Consider the following 17,387-nt stretch of genomic DNA (forward strand, 5'->3'; position numbering starts at 1 on the left):
TCACAGGAATCCAGCCGACGCGCGTCTGCGCGGCGAAAAGACTCCTTCCAGCCCAAAGACTTGGTCTGGCTGGATCTCTGTGACGAGCACAGAGATGAGGGAGGAGGGTGAGGCACACAGATGAGGGAGAAGCTACACGGAGATGAGCCAAGCATACGTACTCGCCCACAATCCAAAAAACGGAAAAGGGCCGCCAGAGGCGACCCTTCCATGAGTTTGGTCCTGTTTACAGACCCGGGACTGTTTCTCAACGTTCCGAAGGCAGAAGGTTTACAACGAGGGCTGCCCCGTCGAAAACACACCCTTTCCATTGCCTGCACCAGAGACCGAAATCTCACTAGACATTGGATCACCTCCTTCCGATACGTTGAACATAACTAGAAGGTAGTACGATTCGTCAGTAATGCAAGAGGGATTACTTCCAGGGGACACCCGGCACCTACGCCGCATCTGCGGCCTTCACGTCGAATTCGAAGTGGATGCTGTCATAGGGAAACTCGATGCCAGCCTCGTTCCGGTCGATAACGCCCGCATGGAGGAGCGACGTCACGTCGCGATGAACGGCCTGTACGTCCCGTCCGACCCGACGGGCAACCTCCCGGATAGAAAGCGGTCCCTGTCCCGCCAGAGCCTTGACGATGGCAAGGCGAAGCGGCGCGAGAATGCGGTGCAGGTCCTCATAGCTGGAAAATTCGACGGACGGTTTCGCCTCCACCGGCTTTCCAGACATGGCCAGATTACCGGCGGCAACAAAGCGGCTCTTGATATCCTTGATCGTGCTGAGACGGACGGTGAGTGCGGTCATGACAAAATCCTTTCCATATCCGCCTGAAAGGCATCGAACAGGGCTTCGAGCGTGGTGAAGGCGATGGTGTCTTCACGCCCGTCCATATGACGATGATCGCCTTTACCACGCTCATTGTCATAACGCAGAACACATTCCCCTTTGATCACCAGCGCCAGCCGATATTTGAACGGGTGGAGACTTCCGGGAACAGGCTCAGGCAGATGCCACAGGACAACCTCGAAGAAGGCCGTCTCGTCGATCACTTTGCGCGTCTTTTCGAGCAGAATGGCCTTCATGTTGTTATTTTTGACAACACTTTAGTGTGTTGTCAATGAAAACAACGATCCCGCTCAGAGTGTCACGATACCCGCATCACGATCTTGCCGATATGATTGCTGCTTTCCATCAGCCGGTGCGCTTCCACGACCTCATCCAGCGTAAAGACCCGGTTGATGACAGGTGCCAGCTGACCGCTTTCGATGAGCGGCCAGACCTCTGCGACAAGGTCGTCGCGGATGGCGCGTTTTTCGTCGGCCGTGCGGGGGCGCATGGTGGAGCCGGTGACGGTGAGGCGTTTGACCATGATGGGGGTGAGGTTGACCTTTTCGGCGACCGCGCCGCCGAGAAAGGCGATGATGGACAGGCAGCCGTCCTTGGCAAGTGCGGCAAGATTCTTTTCGAAATAGGCCGCACCGATCATGTCGAGAATGACATCGACGCCCTTGCCGTCGGTTTCAGCCTTGATGACGGCGGCGAAATCCTCCTCGCGGTAGTTGATCGCCCGTCTGGCGCCGAGCTTCACGCAGGCCTCGCATTTTTCCGCTGAGCCCGCCGTCGCATAGACTTCCGCGCCGAAAGCCCGCGCGAGCTGGATCGCCGTCGTGCCGATGCCGCTGGTGCCGCCGTGGATGAGCACGCTTTCCCCCTCGGTGAGGCCTGCCATCTGGAAGAGGTTGGCCCAGACGGTGAAGAAGGTTTCCGGCAATGCGGCCGCTTTGACGGCGTCGTAACCCTTGGGGAGGGGCAGGGCCTGCCCGGCCGGCACGGTGCAATATTGCGCATAACCGCCGCCATTGGCGAGCGCGCAGACCTTGTCGCCCACCTTGAATTCGGTAACGCCTTCACCCAGCGCAACCACCTCGCCGGCGATTTCAAGGCCGAGGATCGGGCTTGCATCCTTCGGCGGCGGATAGATGCCCTGCCGCTGCGCCACATCCGGCCGGTTGACGCCCGCCGCCTCGACCTTCACCAGAACCTCGCCTTTTGCGGGCTTCGGCAAAGGCGCTTGCGAAAGCCGCATCACCTCCGGACCGCCATGGGAGGGAAGGTCGATGAAGCGCATTGTTTCGGGCAGGGTCTTGGTGTCGGGCATGGCCAGGGGCAACTCCTCGCGTGTCGGCGTCGCCTGAAGATGTAGGTCAGATGCACCGCTTAGGGAAGGAGGCCGTTTGTCACGAGTGTCAATTTGTCTCGCCGAACACCCGCACCACGAGACCGCCTTCGTTTTCCTTCGCAGCCGCCTTCACGCCTGCGATCTCGCTGCCGATCCGCTCGGGATTGGCGATGATCAACCCCTTCGGCAAAGTCAGAACGCCGATGGAGCAGCGCAGCAGCGCGAAGTCCCGCTCATTGCCATGGCGGTCCTGGCCTTTCATGCAGCCGGCGGCGCGGTCCTCGTCCGAGTAGAGTTCGGCGACGTCGTCGTGAAAATCGCTGAGCAGCCGCTCGAGGATTTCCGTCAGTTCCTCCACCGTCCAGTCGCGCACGCCGATGAAGAAATCGTCGCCGCCGATATGGCCGAGGAAACAATCGCCGGCAAAAAAGTAACGACGCATCAGCGCCGAAAACAGGGTGATGGCGTGGTCGCCGGCGTTGAAGCCGTATTTGTCGTTGAAGGGTTTGAAATTATCGAAGTCGCAATAGCAGAAGAAGCGCGCCTCGTCGCCGTCGCTGCAACGGTCGGCAATGAAGCCGCCAATCGCCCGGTTGCCGGGCAGCGCCGTCAGCGGGTTCTGGTCCTGCGCCATCTTCAGCTGTTTTTCGTTGATGACCTTGATGAGCGAAGCGGCGGAAACAATGCCGGCGTAACGCATGTTTTCGGTGAGGATGATGCAGGCGCTGCCGCCCATGCTGGCGAACATGTTCATCAATTGGTCGGCATCGGCATCGAGGCCGACAATCGGCGCGGGATCGACGAAATGGGAAATGGTGCGCTCGTAAATCTTGTTCTTGAGCAGGTCGCGGCCGAAGGGCCGGTAGATATATTCCTTGAGGTGATACTCGTTGATGACGCCGCGCGGCTCGCCATTGGCGTTGAGAACCGGGAAAAACGCCTGCTGCGGATTTCTGCGGAACAGTTCGAAGACGCTGTCGACGCTGTCATGCTCGAAGACGGTGGGAAGACGCTCTATTTCGCGGCGGATGAGAATCTCATCCAGCGTCTGGCTGCTGCGCCGCGCCACGCCGATGCGGTTGATGTGGGGAAAGCTCTCCGGCAGTTCGCTGGTGAAGACCGTGGGCCTCGCGATCAGCCAGCCCTGCACCAGATCGACGCCGAATTCGCGGCAGGTCAGAAATTCCGCTTCGGTTTCGATGCCTTCCGCAATGACCCTGACGCCAAGAACATGGGCGATGTTGACGATGTTGCGCACAAGGTGCTGCTTGCGCGGCAATTGGTCGACGCCGGTGATGAAATGCCGGTCGATCTTCAGGTAATCCAGCGGGAAGTCGCAGAGCAGTTTCATCTCGCCATGGCCGGCGCCGAAATCGTCGATGGCCAGCTTGAAGCCTTCCTTGCGCATGCGGGCGATCAGCGCCGTGAATTCCGGCACGCTGGTATTGTCGAAACGCTCGGAAAGCTCAAAGCAGATGGAGGAGGCGGGAATGCCCGCCCGCGCCAAGTGGCCGACGAGCTTGTCGAGAATGGCGTCGCCATGCGGGATCAGCCGCACATCGAGATTGAGGAACAGGGTGGCGGAAGAAAAATCGGGCAGGGTGGAGAATTTCGCCAGCGCCCGGCTCGCCAGCATCTGCTCGAAGGCCTTCAGCTCGCCATCCGCGGCAGCCTGGTCGAGAAGCGCCAGCGGATTGGAAAAACCAAGCCGGTCATGGCCGCGCATCAACGATTCATAACCGAAGATCGTGCCTGTCGTCGCCTCGACAATCGGCTGAAACGCCGTTTCGAGCACCAGTTTCGCCATGGGAAACATGTGCCCGGAGGCAAAACGCCTTATGACATCGTTCTCCAGCGTGACGGCCTGCATTTCTATTCTCCGCTATTGCCGGTCCCTTTGGTGGCGCGCCGTGTGGAATGCGCCATCGGGAACCCGTCTCTTTTGCGGCGAACAATCGCAGATTACAGGTCAACAAAAGCTTTCACGACTGTGAAGCTTTGATGAACGTTTTGTTACAACCCTTTCAATATGGAGGGTTGTTACGCCGGGCCTTATGCCCGGCGGACATGCCCGCTGTGCGCGGCATAAAGTTCCGCAACGTTCATGCGTTCCCGGTCCGCTTCGACAGGCTCCGTGGACTTTGCGCCCACACCATGTTCTGCGGAGGCCGCCCATAGTCTCAGCGCTGCCCTGACGACCTCGCTGCCGGATGCGTAAGCGCCGCAATTCACGGCCTCGCGCATTCTTGCTGCCTGTTCCGGGGAAATCGATACTGTCACCATTGGCATGATATCACTCCCTTCTTTCCATGGCCGCCACGCGAACCCGATAAATGCCCGTTTCACGGACGGGGCGGGCGGTCTTTTATGGGCGGTCGTTTTTAAGAGCTTTCGTCTGGACGCCGCATCCAGCGAAATTGGTATCATCGCTTATCTTACCACGAAACGCGTTCCATACCCAATTTGCAGTATATTGGGGTTTAGTTTTTCCCTGATCGGCACGGATCCGATACGGGCCGCACACTACCCTCATGAACGCATGGCCATGGCCAGAGCGATGGTTGCAAAACCCTGCATGATAAGGTCTATCGCCAGAAACAGGCCCAGCACCCAGAGGCTGTTGACCGGCCAGCCGGCGGCAATCACCAGACCCGCCAGCGCCGTTACCGCACCTGCCGTGGCAACCCAGCCCCAGCCCGTCGCCGGTTTCAGCCGGAAGCCGACGACGAGGCGGAAAATGCCGGCGACAATGAGCGAAATCGCCATCAGCAAGGTCAGCACCGCCGCCGTCAGATCGGGGTTCTGGAAAGCGATGACGCCGGCAATGGCGTAAAGCAGGCCGCTCAGCGTCCAGAACAGCACGCTTTCCCATCCCTTCACCTGAAAGGCATGAAAAAGCTGCAGCACGCCGCCCATCAGCATCATGACCCCGACATAAAAGACGGAGGCGACGGTGGCGACCAGAAGATTGCCGAGCGCGATGATGCCGAAGGCCAGGAGAACGAGGCCAAGGGCCAGCAACCAGCCCGACTTTGCTTTCAGCGGTGAAAATCCAGATGCATTGAGACTCTGCGTCATGTCGCTGTCTCCCTGAATGGTCGGGGGTAACGCTATCACGAATGCACCGTAGCGCAATGCGCCTGTCGAAGATTTGATCCAGATCATGAGTCGGAAGACGGGAAAACCGCTTCGGTTTTCTCCCCTGCCGCGCAGACGCCAATCCGCGACATGAAATGGCGCGTTTTTTATTGATTGATCGATCAATCAAGAATATTTTGCCGCCATCAAGGAGACGCTTATGCCCAAGATCGGAATGGAGCCTCTGCGCCGCAAGGCGCTGGTGGATGCGGCGCTTCGCACCATAGGCCATCACGGTTCGCTGAATGTGACGATGTCGGATATCGCCCGGGAAGCGGGTGTGTCGGCGGCGCTCGCGCATCACTATTTCGGTAGCAAGCAGCAGCTTCTGCTGGAAACCATTCGCAGCCTGCTGCGCGATCTCAGGCGGGATGCGGTGGCGGCTTTGACCCGCGCTTCCGGCCCGCGCGAAAGGCTGAGCGCCATCGTGCATGTCTCCTTCCAGAGCGACCAGTTCACGCCCGAAACGGTGGCGGCGTGGCTTGCCTTTTATGTCGAGGCGCAGCGCTCGGAAGAAACCCGCCGCCTGCTCGTGCTCTATTCCCGCCGCCTCAGGTCCAACCTCATGGCAAGCCTCAATCGGCTCTGCCCGCCGGACGATGCCGCGCGCATCGCGGAAGGGGCGGCGGCCCTGATCGACGGGCTTTATATTCGCCACAGCCTGCGCTCGGCGCCGCTCGGCCTTGCCTCCGCACCGGCGCTTGTCGAGGATTATTTCGACATGCAGCTCAAATCTTTTCCCGATGGACAGCGCCAAAAGCCGTCCATCCGCGTTCTTTAAGGAGACTTCGACATGACCACGCTCAAGGCGCAGCCGAAAGCCTCGCATTTCATCGACGGGGATTATGTCGAAGACACGGCCGGCACGCCGTTCGAGAGCATCTTTCCGGCCACCGGCGAGGTGATTGCAAGGCTGCATGCCGCAACGCCCGCCATCGTCGAGCGCGCCATCGCCTCGGCCAAACGTGCGCAGAAGGAATGGGCGGCGATGAGCCCGATGGCGCGCGGCCGCATCCTCAAACGCGCCGCCGATATCATGCGCGAGCGCAACGATGCGCTTTCGACGCTGGAGACGCTGGATACGGGCAAGCCCATTCAGGAAACCATCGTCGCCGACCCAACGTCCGGCGCGGATGCCTTCGAATTTTTTGGCGGTATTGCGCCTTCCGCGCTGAACGGCGATTACATCCCGCTCGGCGGCGATTTCGCCTATACCAAGCGCGTGCCGCTCGGCATCTGCGTCGGCATCGGCGCCTGGAACTATCCGCAGCAGATCGCCTGCTGGAAGGCGGCACCCGCGCTGGTCGCCGGCAACGCCATGGTCTTCAAGCCCTCGGAAAACACCCCGCTCGGCGCCTTGAAGATCGCCGAAATCCTCATCGAGGCCGGCCTGCCCAAGGGCCTGTTCAACGTCATTCAGGGTGATCGCGATACCGGGCCGCTGCTGGTCAATCACCCGGATGTGGCGAAGGTCTCGCTTACCGGCTCAGTCCCGACCGGCCGCAAGGTGGCCGCTGCCGCTGCCGGGCATCTGAAGCACGTGACCATGGAACTCGGCGGCAAGTCGCCGCTGATCGTCTTCGACGACGCCGATATCGAAAGCGCTGTGGGCGGGGCCATGCTCGGCAATTTCTATTCCTCCGGCCAGGTCTGCTCCAACGGCACCCGTGTCTTCGTGCAGAAAAAGGCGAAGGAGCGTTTCCTCGAAAACCTGAAGCGCCGCACCGAAGCGATGATCCTCGGCGATCCGCTCGATTACGCCACCCATCTCGGTCCGCTGGTTTCCAAGGCCCAGCAGGAGAAGGTCCTTTCCTATATCGAAAAGGGCAGGGCGGAAGGTGCGACGCTCATCACCGGCGGCGGCATTCCGAACAATGTTTCGGGCGAGGGCGCCTATGTGCAGCCGACCGTCTTCGCCGATGTGACTGACGACATGACCATCGCCCGCGAGGAAATCTTCGGGCCCGTCATGTGCGTTCTGGATTTCGACGATGAGGACGAGGTTCTCACCCGCGCCAACGCCACCGAATTCGGTCTCGCCGGCGGCGTCTTCACCGCCGATCTCGCCCGCGCCCATCGCGTGGTCGATCAGCTGGAGGCGGGCACGTTGTGGATCAATACCTATAATCTCTGCCCGGTCGAAATCCCCTTCGGCGGCTCGAAACAATCCGGGTTTGGTCGCGAGAATTCGGCGGCGGCGCTGGAGCATTATAGCGAGCTGAAGACGGTTTATGTGAGCACTGGGAAGGTGGACGCGCCTTATTGATGGTCAGCGGGTGGGGCTTACCCCCCTCTGTCCTGCCGGACATCTCCCCCTCAAGGGGGGAGATCGATATGCGGCGAGGTCGCGCCCATCTCAACGTTTGCGAATGAAGCGGTGGTAGCGCCGCTTGCCGATCTCCCCCCTTGAGGGGGAGATGCCCGGCAGGGCAGAGGGGGGTAAGCCCCACCCGCCAGCAATTAATCGGAACCAACGCTCATCGGAGAGAGCAGATCATGCATGCAGATTACGTCATCGTCGGTTCGGGTTCCGCAGGCTCCGCCATCGCCTATCGCCTGTCGGAAGACGGTCGTTATTCGGTGATCGTCATCGAGGCCGGCGGGTCGGATTTCGGCCCCTTCATCCAGATGCCGGCCGCACTCGCCTGGCCAATGAGCATGAAGCGCTACAATTGGGGCTATCTCTCCGAGCCCGAACCGAACCTCGACAACCGCAGGATTACGGCGCCGCGCGGAAAAGTCATCGGCGGTTCGTCCTCCATCAACGGCCTCGTTTACGTCCGCGGCCATGCCGAGGATTTCAACCGCTGGGAAGAGCTTGGCGCGCATGGCTGGGCCTATGCGGATGTGCTGCCTTACTTCAAGCGCATGGAACACAGCCATGGCGGCGAGGAAGGTTGGCGCGGCACGGATGGGCCGCTGCATGTGCAGCGCGGCCCGGTCAACAATCCGTTGTTCCACGCCTTCATTCAGGCCGGCGCTGAGGCCGGTTTCGAACTGACCGACGATTATAATGGCTCCAAACAGGAAGGTTTCGGCCTGATGGAGCAGACCATCCACAATGGCCGCCGCTGGTCCGCCGCCAATGCCTATCTGAAACCGGCGCTGAAGCGCGGCAATGTCACGCTGGTCAACGGTTTCGCCCGCAAGATCGTCATCGAGAACGGCCGGGCCGTTGGTGTCGAGATTGAGCGCAAGGGCGTGGTGGAAACCATCACGGCCAATCGCGAGGTCATCGTTTCCGCCTCGTCCTTTAATTCGCCGAAACTGCTGATGCTCTCAGGCATCGGCCCCGCCGCCCATCTGAAAGACATGGGCATCGAGGTGAAGGCGGATCGCCCGGGCGTGGGCGCAAATCTTCAGGACCATATGGAGTTTTATTTCCAGCAGGTCTCCACCAAGCCGGTCTCGCTCTATTCCTGGCTGCCATGGTTCTGGCAGGGCGTGGCGGGTGCGCAATGGCTGCTGTCGAAAGGCGGGCTTGGCGCTTCTAACCAGTTCGAGGCCTGCGCCTTCCTGCGCTCAGCACCCGGTCTGAAACAGCCTGACATCCAGTATCATTTCCTGCCGGTCGCCATTTCCTATGATGGCAAAGCGGCGGCGAAAAGCCATGGTTTTCAGGTGCATGTGGGTTACAACCTGTCGAAATCGCGCGGCAATGTTACCTTGCGTTCCGCAGATCCGCATGATGATCCGGTCATCCGCTTCAATTATATGAGCCACCCGGAAGACTGGGAAAAATTCCGCCATTGCGTGCGCCTGACGCGCGACATCTTCAGCCAGAAAGCCTTTGACGATTTTCGCGGGCCGGAAATCCAGCCCGGCGAAAATGTGGAGACGGATGAGGAGATCGATGCCTTTTTGCGGGAACATCTGGAAAGCGCCTATCACCCCTGCGGCACCTGCCGCATGGGCGACAGGGACGACCCGATGGCCGTCGTCGATCCCGAATGCCGGGTCATCGGCGTGGAGGGCTTGCGGGTGGCGGACAGCTCGATCTTCCCGCATGTGACCTATGGCAACCTCAACGGCCCGTCGATCATGACCGGCGAAAAGGCGGCGGACCACATTCTCGGCAAGACCCCGCTGCCGCGTTCCAATCAGGAACCGTGGGTAAACCCGCGCGCGGCCGTCAGCGACCGGTGAGGATCAATGATAATCGTCCTCGCGCTGGTGGCGGACGGCGGCAATGGTGACGGTTTCCGGGCCATCAATGCGGAAAAGCACGATATAGCCGGAGGAACCGAAGGGCACGAGGAGCTCGCGTATGAGGCTGTTTTCGGCAGATGCCTTGCGGCAGCTGAAGGGAAAATCGCCGAGAATCTCCAGTCCTGCTCTTATGGCGCTGATCGCTTTCTCAGCCACATCGATGTCGTAGGCGATCAGAAAATCATAGATGCGATCAAAATCGGCAAAGGCTTCTTCGGTATAGCGAAGTTCATACGTCATTTCCGCTTCGCGGCTTTCGCAGCATCAAGTTTCTTTTGCATCATCGAAAGAACATCGTCGGTGGTATAATAGACACCGGTGCGCTCAGCATCTTCGAGAGACACCAGCCCGCGCGCAATGAATTCCGCCTGCGATTTACGGATTTGCACCTGCCTGCGCACGGACTCTTCAACGAAGGAAGAAAGCGTCTCGCCTTCCTTCAGCACGCTTTCAGCAGCCTCGCGAAAATCCGCCGTCACCCGCAGTGAAGGGATCGTTGCCGTTTTCATGTCTACGTCTCCGTGCGTTGCAATTGCGACGCAAAGAATGCGCCGATAGGGGCAACCTGTCAAATGCAAAACCTTGCAATCCCCGCCCGAGAGGCGGATAAACGGGCTTCCCGCCTGATGACGACCATCAAAATCACCGATCTGGACCGCCATGCCCGTCGACTACAAAAAGCTGAAGATGCTCCGCCGTTCCCGTGTCGTCTGGGGTTCGTGGCGGGTGTGGAGGCCGAGGGCGGTTTTCTGGGTCGGCGCGATTGCGGTCGGCCTTATCAGCGTCGGCTTTGCGTGGGCGGCGGATCGGGCCCAGCACCTCTTCTTTGCGGCAACCTCATCGGGCGAATGGGCGTTTCTACTGCCACTCATCATCACGCCGCTTGGCTTCGCGCTCTGCGCGTGGCTCGCGATCACGGTTTTCCCCAATGCCGGCGGCAGCGGCATTCCGCAGGCGATCGCCGCGCGGCACCTGCGGGAAGATGCGGACCGTTCGCGGCTTCTGTCGCTGAAGCTCGCTTTCGGCAAGGTGGTGTTGACTGTCGCCGGCCTGCTCTCCGGTGCCTCCATCGGCCGTGAAGGCCCGACCGTTCAGGTTGGCGCCTCGATCATGCTGCAGGCCGCCCGCTGGGGCGGCATGGCGCAGGCGAAGGGCCTCATTCTCGCTGGCTCGGCGGCGGGCATTGCGGCGGCTTTCAATACGCCGCTGGCGGGCATCGTCTTCGCCATCGAGGAAATGAGCAAGACCTATGAATCCCGCGCCAATGGCCTCGTCCTCACTGCCGTCATCCTGTCGGGCCTCGCTTCGCTCGCGCTGGTCGGCAGCTATACCTATTTCGGCACCAGTTCGGTGATGGCGAAAACGACCATGGACTGGCTGCTGGTTCTGGTCTGCGGCATTGGCGGCGGCGCGTTCGGTGCGCTGTTCAGCGCAGGCGCCTTGCGTCTTTCCGCCCGCATCCGGCGCTTCGCCCAGGCCATGCCGCTGAAGCGGATGCTGGCGATCGCCGCCGCCTGCGGCCTTGCTTCCGCCGTCCTCGGCATCGCAACGGGCGGCGCGACCTTCGGAACCGGTTACGAACAGGCGCGCGCGGCAATCGAGGGCGAGGCCGCGCCGGCATTCTTCTTCATCGAAAAACTGGCGGCGACGTTCCTTGCCATGATGTCGGGCATTCCCGGCGGCATTTTCGCACCGTCGCTGTCAGTAGGCGCGGGTTTCGGCAGCACCATGGCCACCCTGCTCGGCACCAGCATCGGCCTTGGCGCCATCGTCGGCATGGCGGGTTATTTTGCAGGCGTGGTGCAGGCGCCGATGACGGCCTTTGTCATCATCCTTGAAATGACCGGCAATCATGAAGGCGTCATGCCCATCATGGCCGCATCGATGCTGGGATATCTGACGTCGCGGCTTTTCTCGCGCGAGCCGCTTTATCACGGCCTGTCGCGGGTCTTCATCGCCCAGAGCATCCGCGCCAGACGCGCTGCTCAGGCCAGCGAAACCTAACCTTTTATGCGCGGATGCCCGCCACGCCGAAATAACCGAGCCCCGGTATCTTCACGCCGGGCCGGCTGAAATCGATGCCGGCGACAAGACCGAGAAAATTGATCTCGAAACCGCTGCGCGCACCGGCCGAAATGCCGAACAGACCGCCGAGCGAAACGCTCGCGTCCTTCCAGTCGTCGGCGATGTGGTAAAACGCGCCGTCCGGCAGATAATCGCGACCCACGGCATCCGGCGGCAGCACAACGCCGAGTTCCGGCACGCTGCGCAGCACATGGGCGACGAAGGTGTTGGAGTTGGGGCCGGGATAGATGCGGTAGCCGCCCGGCCGGCCATAGGGGTAATCGGCAATCGCCTTTTCGATCTTCGGGATCAGCTTTTCCGCTTCCGCGCCATGAATGGCCACCACCTGGCGCGGTGTGTTGGAATACCAGAAGGCATCCGCCGCATAGCCATTGCGGCGGATCGGCGTGCCCCAACCCACCTTGTCATAGCGGTCATAGGCTTTCGCGCCCGGCTTTTTCAGCACGATCCAGGCATGACTGGCGACAGAGCCCTTGAAGCCGCCCGTCATGGCGGAAAACACATAGACCGCAGCCTGTTCATCGGCGTCCGCCTGGGGAAGGACGCCGGACGAAGACCAGCGGGCATCGCGCCAGCCCTGCGGATGGTCCCGCATGGCCCACAGCCCGGCCGATGCCAGTGCGGGAAGCAGATAGATAACGGCAATCGCCAGCAGCAGACGTTTTGCAAATTTCACTGATAGCCCCGTGCATCGAAAAATCAATTGCGGTATCAACCACATGAAATCAGAATTTTTTGAGGCTGCGAAAATGAACAATTCCGTTACCGTCGAAGTCACCCGCGGCAACCTCGTGGAAAGCCGCCATCATGGCCTTGCCGTGGTGGTGGATGGCGATGGCGGCGTGCTGTTTTCGGCTGGCGATATCGAGCGCGGCATCTTCCCGCGTTCCGCCTGCAAGGCCATGCAGGCGCTGCCGCTGGTGGAAAGCGGTGCTGCGGATGCCTATCAGTTCGGCAACCGCGAACTGGCGCTTGCCTGCTCCTCCCATTCCGGCGAGGACGCGCATGTGGAGCTCGCCGCTTCGATGCTGGCGAAAGCGGGCAGGGATGTGGATACGCTGGAATGCGGCGCGCACTGGTCTTCCGACCAGAAAACCATCATCCATCAGGCCCGCACGCTGGAAAAGCCGACGGCGCTTCACAATAATTGTTCCGGCAAACATTCGGGCTTCATCTGCGCTTGCTGTCACACCGGCACTGACCCCAAGGGCTATGTCGGTTACGATCATCCGCTGCAGCGGGAAATCCGCGCCACGATGGCAAGCCTGACGGGTGCTGCTCTCGGTCAGGCCAATTGCGGCGTGGATGGCTGCTCCATCCCCACCTATGCCGTACCGCTCAAAGGGCTGGCGCATGGTTTCGCGAAAATGGCGACGGGCAGGGGGCTGGAAGCGGGCCGTGCGAAAGCTTCGCGCCGTCTCGTCGAGGCCTGCATGGCGGAGCCCTTTTACGTTGCGGGCACGGGCCGCGCCTGCACGAAACTGATGCAGATCGCGCCGGGAAAAATCTTCGCAAAGACCGGCGCGGAGGGCGTTTTTGTCGCCGCCCTGCCGGAAAAGGGAATTGCCATGGCGGTTAAATGCGAAGACGGCACGACGCGTGCGGCGGAAGCCATGGTCTCGGCACTGCTTGCGCGCTATTTCGATGAAGGCAGCGCCGAGCAGCAGGCTTTGAGCGGCATGGCGAACCGGCAGATGCGCAACTGGAACGGCATCCATGTCGGCGATATCCGCGTCGTCGGGCTTTAAATAACCTTTGACGCGGCCGGTTGCGGGCACGATGATGATGTGCCCTGCGTGTGACGGCCATCCCATGGCCGCCGAGGGGCGGCGTCCGCATGAGGAAGAAACGGGCGCTTCATTGCTTTGGAGGTCGCATATCCATGTTCACACTGTTCTTCTCCCCCGGTTCCTGCTCCCGCGCCGCCATATCGTGCTTGAGGAAGCCGGCCTGCCTTACAAGGCCCACCGCGTCAATTTCGCGGAGGGCGAGCAACGCTCCGAGGCATTTTTAAAGATCAATCCGAAGGGCCGCGTGCCCGCACTGGCCACGGCAAGCGGCGTGCTGACGGAGACGCCCGCCATCCTCGCCTTCATCGCGCAGATGGCGCCGGAAAAGAAGCTCGCACCGCTCGACGATCCCTTTGAATTCGCGCTGATGCAGTCCTTCAACGCCTTCATTTCCTCCACCGTGCATGTCGCCCACGCGCATGGCCGGCGCGGCAGCCGCTGGGCGAATGAGGATAGTTCGCTGGCCGATATGAAAGCCAAGGTGCCGCAGACCATGGGCGAGTGCTTCGAACTGATCGAGCACGGCATGCTGCACGGTCCCTGGGTTCTTGGTACGGCCTATTCGGTTGCCGATCCCTATCTTTTCGTCATGTCCGGCTGGCTGGAAAGCGATGGCGTGGATATTGCCCGCTTTCCGAAGGTGCACGACCACTTCCGCCGCATGAACGACCGCCCGGCAGTGCAGCGGGCGCTGGAGGGCGAGAGGGGCTGAGAGGCCCCAACTCGGTCTTGTCCTGCTCCCTCATCCCTGTGCTTGTCACAGGGATCCAGCCAGCCCAAGTCCTTGGGCTGAAAGAACTCTCCCCGCCGCGCAGACGCGCGTCGGCTGGATTCCTGTGACAAGCACAGGAATGAGGGTGGAGAAAGAAGGATCGCGGAATGTTCTCCCGCTCAGGCCGCCTCGGCCGCGCGGGTATCCCACATCGTCTTGAACGCCGTGCGGGCCTGGCAACGATCCAGCCAGGCTTTCAGCGCCGGATGGGCATCGAACAGCGGCTTGTGGCCCTGCGCGTAACGAACGATTTCCGCCGCGTTGAGATCGGCGACGGTGAAACGGTCGCCCACCAGATAATCATGGCTGGAAAGATGCTGCTCCAGCACCCGGAAGGGGCGTTTCAGCAGGCGGGCGGCGACATCGATCACGGCCTTGCCGCTATCGCTTTCCGACAGGCCTTCGGCAATGGCGGAGGAAATCTTCAGCGAATTGGTTTCGACTTCGGTGGCGGCAAAGAAGGACCATTGCAGCATCGCCGCATCTTCCTTCAGATCGATGGGAGCCAGCGGTCCGCCATATTTGCGGGCGAGATAAAGATTGATGGCCATGGATTCGTAAAGCACCATGCCGTCATCCTCGATGCAGGGAATGGTGCCCATCGGGTTGACGGCGAGAAAGGCGGGAGACAGCGTGTTGAGCGGCGCATCCGCAGCCAGCGGATCGGCAAGGCGGCGGGCCTGTATGACTGGCACATGCTTGAATTCTATGCCCAGTTCACCCGCAAGCCACAGCGTGCGCGTGGCGCGGGAACGGTAGACACCGTAGATCGTCAACATCGAATTTACCCCCTTGAGAGCATTTCCAGTAAAAACTGCGCCGCAGTTTTACGTCCGGACAATGCGGAAAACAAAAAGCAGAATACGGCCGACGATGTCGGCAAACGGCGTGCTCCGGCCTTTTCGATGCGGCACGTTACGGTTTTGCACTTTTAAAGTGAAGTTGCAGATGACGGGGCCAGCTATGATTTTTTCTGATCCGTCAGAAAGTCCGTATCCGGCGACAACCGGTATTCGAAACGGTCGATGAAACGTTCGAACAGGCGCGCGAATGTCTCCACATCCTCCGCCGGCCATCCATCCATCACGTCCTCGATGACGCTCATCTTGGTCCGGCGCATTTCCTGCAGAAGACTGGTGCCGAGCGGTGTGATTTCGACAATGCTGCGGCGGCCGTCCTCCTGGGAAACGCCGCGTTTCAGCAGGCCGCGCCCCACCATGTCCGCCACCACCCGGCTGCCGCGCGAGGGGTCGATGCGCATGCCCTCGGCAATCGCACCCACGGTAACATCGCCTTCCGCCCGGCGCAGAATATCGAGAACGTCGATATGGGAGAGTTCGAGACCCGGAGCGAGCTTGGCAAGCGCCATGCGGCCGATGATGCGGCGGCCGATCATGATGCGCATGCGCGTCATCGTATTGCCGATCCGCTTGATGTCCTCGGGCAGATCCTCGTTCCAGTTTTCCTCAGTCGCCACGCTTCATCGTCCCTTTCGATGCTGTTTTCCGATCACATTTAGCGGCATTAACACAGATGTCAAAAACTTGCCATTGACATATATATGCTGATAGCACACAAATTGTCGCAGCAAAACTGCCGGAAGCCAACGAGATTTTTCATGGATATGTCCACCGCCCCCGTGGCGCCGCTTGTGTCGGATCATCGGCGCAGGCTTATCGTCTTTCTGTTCCTGATGCTGGCCATGTTCATGGCGACCCTCGATAACCAGATCGTATCGACAGCACTGCCCACCATCGTCGGCGAGTTCGGCGCGCTGGAGCGTTTCGGCTGGATCGGCTCGGCCTATCTTCTGGCGACCAGCGCGGTCATGCCTGTTTATGGTAAGCTCGGCGATCTGTTCGGCCGCAAATATGTGATGATCGCGGCGGTCGTCATCTTCACGCTCGGTTCGCTCGCCTGCGGTCTGGCTTGGTCGATGGATTCGCTGATTGCCGCCCGCGTTCTGCAGGGGCTTGGCGGCGGCGGCATCATGGTGTCGATCTTCTCCGTCAATGCGGATCTGTTCGAACCGCGCGAGCGCGCCCGCTACCAGAGCTATTCCAGCCTCACCATCATGGCGTCAGGCAGCGTCGGCCCGATCCTCGGCGGCACGATGAGCGACCTGTTCGGCTGGCGGTCGATCTTCCTCATCAACCTGCCGCTTGGCATTATCGTCATTGCAGGTCTGGCGCTGATGCTGCCCTATCGCCGCCCGGCGCGCCAGCCGAAGATCGATTATCTCGGCGCGGTCCTCTTGGCGGCCACCATTGCCAGCGTGGTCTTCTGGGCAGACAGCAGCGAATTGTTCGGCTCGCTGATCGCAGGCCCCAGCCTCGGCATCATCGCTTTCGCCGTCATCGCCGCTTTTCTCTGGGTGCAGGTGGAACGCCGCGCGCCGGAACCGGTCGTGCCGCTCAGGCTCTTCAAGGACAGCACCTTTCCGCTGTTGATGATCGTTTCGCTGACCAGCGGCGGCATCGGTATCGGCATGGTCAATTATTATGCCCTGTTCCTGCAGACCACGACCGGGCTTTCGCCCTCCCATGCCGGCCTGTTCTTCATCGCCGTCACCAGCGGCATCGTCATGGGCTCGCTTTCGGCGGGACGGCTGATTTCGATCACCGGTGTTTACAAGCCCTTCTCGGTGGCGGGTCTTTCCATCAACCTCGTCGCCATGTTGCTGTTCACGCAGATGCATGCCGGAACGCCGCTCTGGGTGATTGCGGTCCTCATGTTGGCACAGGGCTTTGCTGTCGGTCTCGGCCAGCAGGCGCCGATCATCGGCGTGCAGAATTCCGCACCCAAGGCGGATATCGGTGCGGCGAGCGGCGCGGTGACCCTGACCCGCATGGGTGGTGCTGCCATTGCCATTTCGGTCTATGGCGCCATCGTATCGTCGAGCCTCAAGGGCGTGGCGGTCGATATTCCCGGTGTCGGCAAGATCGAGGAACTGACGCCGAAAATGCTCTCCGAACTCCCCGCCGCCTCGCAGGCCGCCGTCGCCTCGCTCTATTCTGATGCGTTTACGCCGCTCTTCTTCGCCGCAGCGGCAACCGCCGCCATCGGCCTTGCGGCGGCGCTGATGCTGAAACCGGTGCGACTGCCGGCGGCGGTGCAGGCAAAGCCGGCGGAAGGGGCGGGGGAGTAAGAGCTGTCACCTAAGACGGTGCGATGGGATTGACGCACCTTGTTCACGTTGCTCACCATACCCTC

17 protein-coding genes and 1 pseudogene are annotated in these 17,387 nt (G+C 60.8%); 7 read left to right on the forward strand and 11 right to left on the reverse strand.

What is annotated here, in order from left to right:
• Window positions 1-439 precede the first annotated feature (439 nt).
• The 6 genes from L904_RS03975 to L904_RS04000 all read right to left on the reverse strand — a co-directional run bounded on the left by L904_RS03975 (window position 440) and on the right by L904_RS04000 (window position 5,258).
• The gene (locus L904_RS03975; protein WP_020812514.1) at window positions 440-805 is read right to left on the reverse strand and encodes a helix-turn-helix domain-containing protein; all 366 of its coding nucleotides are present in this window, start codon (window positions 803-805) and stop codon (window positions 440-442) included.
• The gene (locus L904_RS03980) at window positions 802-1,083 is read right to left on the reverse strand and encodes a DUF6516 family protein (protein WP_003520460.1); all 282 of its coding nucleotides are present in this window, start codon (window positions 1,081-1,083) and stop codon (window positions 802-804) included. Before L904_RS03980 ends, L904_RS03975 begins: the two co-directional genes overlap by 4 nt.
• 62 nt (window positions 1,084-1,145) lie before the next feature.
• Window positions 1,146-2,159 (reverse strand): NAD(P)H-quinone oxidoreductase, encoded by a 1,014-nt coding sequence (locus tag L904_RS03985; protein ID WP_020812513.1) that lies wholly within the window; start codon window positions 2,157-2,159, stop codon window positions 1,146-1,148.
• An 88-nt stretch (window positions 2,160-2,247) separates the two neighbouring features.
• Window positions 2,248-4,050 carry a GGDEF domain-containing protein gene (locus L904_RS03990; RefSeq protein ID WP_020812512.1) on the reverse strand — a complete coding sequence of 601 codons (1,803 nt, stop codon included), beginning with the start codon at window positions 4,048-4,050 and terminating at the stop codon, window positions 2,248-2,250.
• Between the two features lie 182 nt (window positions 4,051-4,232).
• Window positions 4,233-4,469 (reverse strand): type II toxin-antitoxin system ParD family antitoxin, encoded by a 237-nt coding sequence (locus L904_RS03995; RefSeq protein ID WP_020812511.1) that lies wholly within the window; start codon window positions 4,467-4,469, stop codon window positions 4,233-4,235.
• A gap of 240 nt (window positions 4,470-4,709) precedes the next feature.
• Window positions 4,710-5,258, reverse strand: a complete 549-nt coding sequence (locus L904_RS04000) for an HdeD family acid-resistance protein (protein ID WP_031234363.1) — start codon at window positions 5,256-5,258, stop codon at window positions 4,710-4,712.
• A gap of 220 nt (window positions 5,259-5,478) precedes the next feature.
• Between L904_RS04000 and betI the strand changes: the two genes are divergently transcribed.
• The 3 genes from betI (at window position 5,479) to betA (ending at window position 9,464) form a co-directional block, all read left to right on the forward strand.
• Window positions 5,479-6,099: a transcriptional regulator BetI gene (gene betI / locus L904_RS04005; protein WP_020812509.1), complete on the forward strand. Its 621-nt coding sequence runs from the start codon at window positions 5,479-5,481 to the stop codon at window positions 6,097-6,099.
• Between the two features lie 12 nt (window positions 6,100-6,111).
• Complete coding sequence (betB, locus tag L904_RS04010; RefSeq protein WP_020812508.1) at window positions 6,112-7,584, forward strand: betaine-aldehyde dehydrogenase; 1,473 nt, start codon at window positions 6,112-6,114, stop codon at window positions 7,582-7,584.
• Between the two features lie 230 nt (window positions 7,585-7,814).
• Window positions 7,815-9,464 carry a choline dehydrogenase gene (gene betA / locus L904_RS04015; protein WP_020812507.1) on the forward strand — a complete coding sequence of 550 codons (1,650 nt, stop codon included), beginning with the start codon at window positions 7,815-7,817 and terminating at the stop codon, window positions 9,462-9,464.
• Window positions 9,465-9,467: 3 nt separating this feature from the next.
• Here betA and L904_RS04020 read toward each other — a convergent pair whose 3' ends face one another.
• Both L904_RS04020 and L904_RS04025 read right to left on the reverse strand, forming a co-directional pair.
• Window positions 9,468-9,767, reverse strand: coding sequence for a type II toxin-antitoxin system RelE/ParE family toxin (locus L904_RS04020; RefSeq protein ID WP_020812506.1), 300 nt, complete (start codon window positions 9,765-9,767; stop codon window positions 9,468-9,470).
• Window positions 9,764-10,036: a YlcI/YnfO family protein gene (locus tag L904_RS04025; protein WP_020812505.1), complete on the reverse strand. Its 273-nt coding sequence runs from the start codon at window positions 10,034-10,036 to the stop codon at window positions 9,764-9,766. The genes L904_RS04020 and L904_RS04025 overlap by 4 nt, the downstream gene beginning before the upstream one ends.
• 151 nt (window positions 10,037-10,187) lie before the next feature.
• Between L904_RS04025 and L904_RS04030 the strand changes: the two genes are divergently transcribed.
• Window positions 10,188-11,531: a chloride channel protein gene (locus L904_RS04030; RefSeq protein WP_035260279.1), complete on the forward strand. Its 1,344-nt coding sequence runs from the start codon at window positions 10,188-10,190 to the stop codon at window positions 11,529-11,531.
• A gap of 4 nt (window positions 11,532-11,535) precedes the next feature.
• Here L904_RS04030 and L904_RS04035 read toward each other — a convergent pair whose 3' ends face one another.
• A complete protein-coding gene (locus L904_RS04035) occupies window positions 11,536-12,288 on the reverse strand; it encodes a DUF3750 domain-containing protein (protein WP_020812503.1) in 753 nt (250 codons plus the stop codon).
• A gap of 73 nt (window positions 12,289-12,361) precedes the next feature.
• Here L904_RS04035 and L904_RS04040 point away from each other — a divergent pair, with 73 nt between their 5' ends.
• Both L904_RS04040 and L904_RS04045 read left to right on the forward strand, forming a co-directional pair.
• The gene (locus L904_RS04040) at window positions 12,362-13,360 is read left to right on the forward strand and encodes an asparaginase (RefSeq protein WP_031234361.1); all 999 of its coding nucleotides are present in this window, start codon (window positions 12,362-12,364) and stop codon (window positions 13,358-13,360) included.
• A 134-nt stretch (window positions 13,361-13,494) separates the two neighbouring features.
• Window positions 13,495-14,114, forward strand: a pseudogene (locus L904_RS04045) (glutathione S-transferase family protein).
• A gap of 179 nt (window positions 14,115-14,293) precedes the next feature.
• On the opposite strand, the gene L904_RS04050 reads toward L904_RS04045, so the two are convergent.
• Window positions 14,294-14,953: a glutathione S-transferase family protein gene (locus tag L904_RS04050; protein WP_020812500.1), complete on the reverse strand. Its 660-nt coding sequence runs from the start codon at window positions 14,951-14,953 to the stop codon at window positions 14,294-14,296.
• Between the two features lie 182 nt (window positions 14,954-15,135).
• Window positions 15,136-15,651, reverse strand: coding sequence for a MarR family winged helix-turn-helix transcriptional regulator (locus tag L904_RS04055; protein ID WP_020812499.1), 516 nt, complete (start codon window positions 15,649-15,651; stop codon window positions 15,136-15,138).
• Between the two features lie 141 nt (window positions 15,652-15,792).
• Between L904_RS04055 and L904_RS04060 the strand changes: the two genes are divergently transcribed.
• A complete protein-coding gene (locus L904_RS04060) occupies window positions 15,793-17,322 on the forward strand; it encodes an MDR family MFS transporter (RefSeq protein ID WP_031234360.1) in 1,530 nt (509 codons plus the stop codon).
• Window positions 17,323-17,387: the final 65 nt, after the last annotated feature.

It is taken from the genome of Agrobacterium sp. LY4, from assembly GCF_001526585.1.
GTDB lineage: Bacteria > Pseudomonadota > Alphaproteobacteria > Rhizobiales > Rhizobiaceae > Agrobacterium > Agrobacterium leguminum.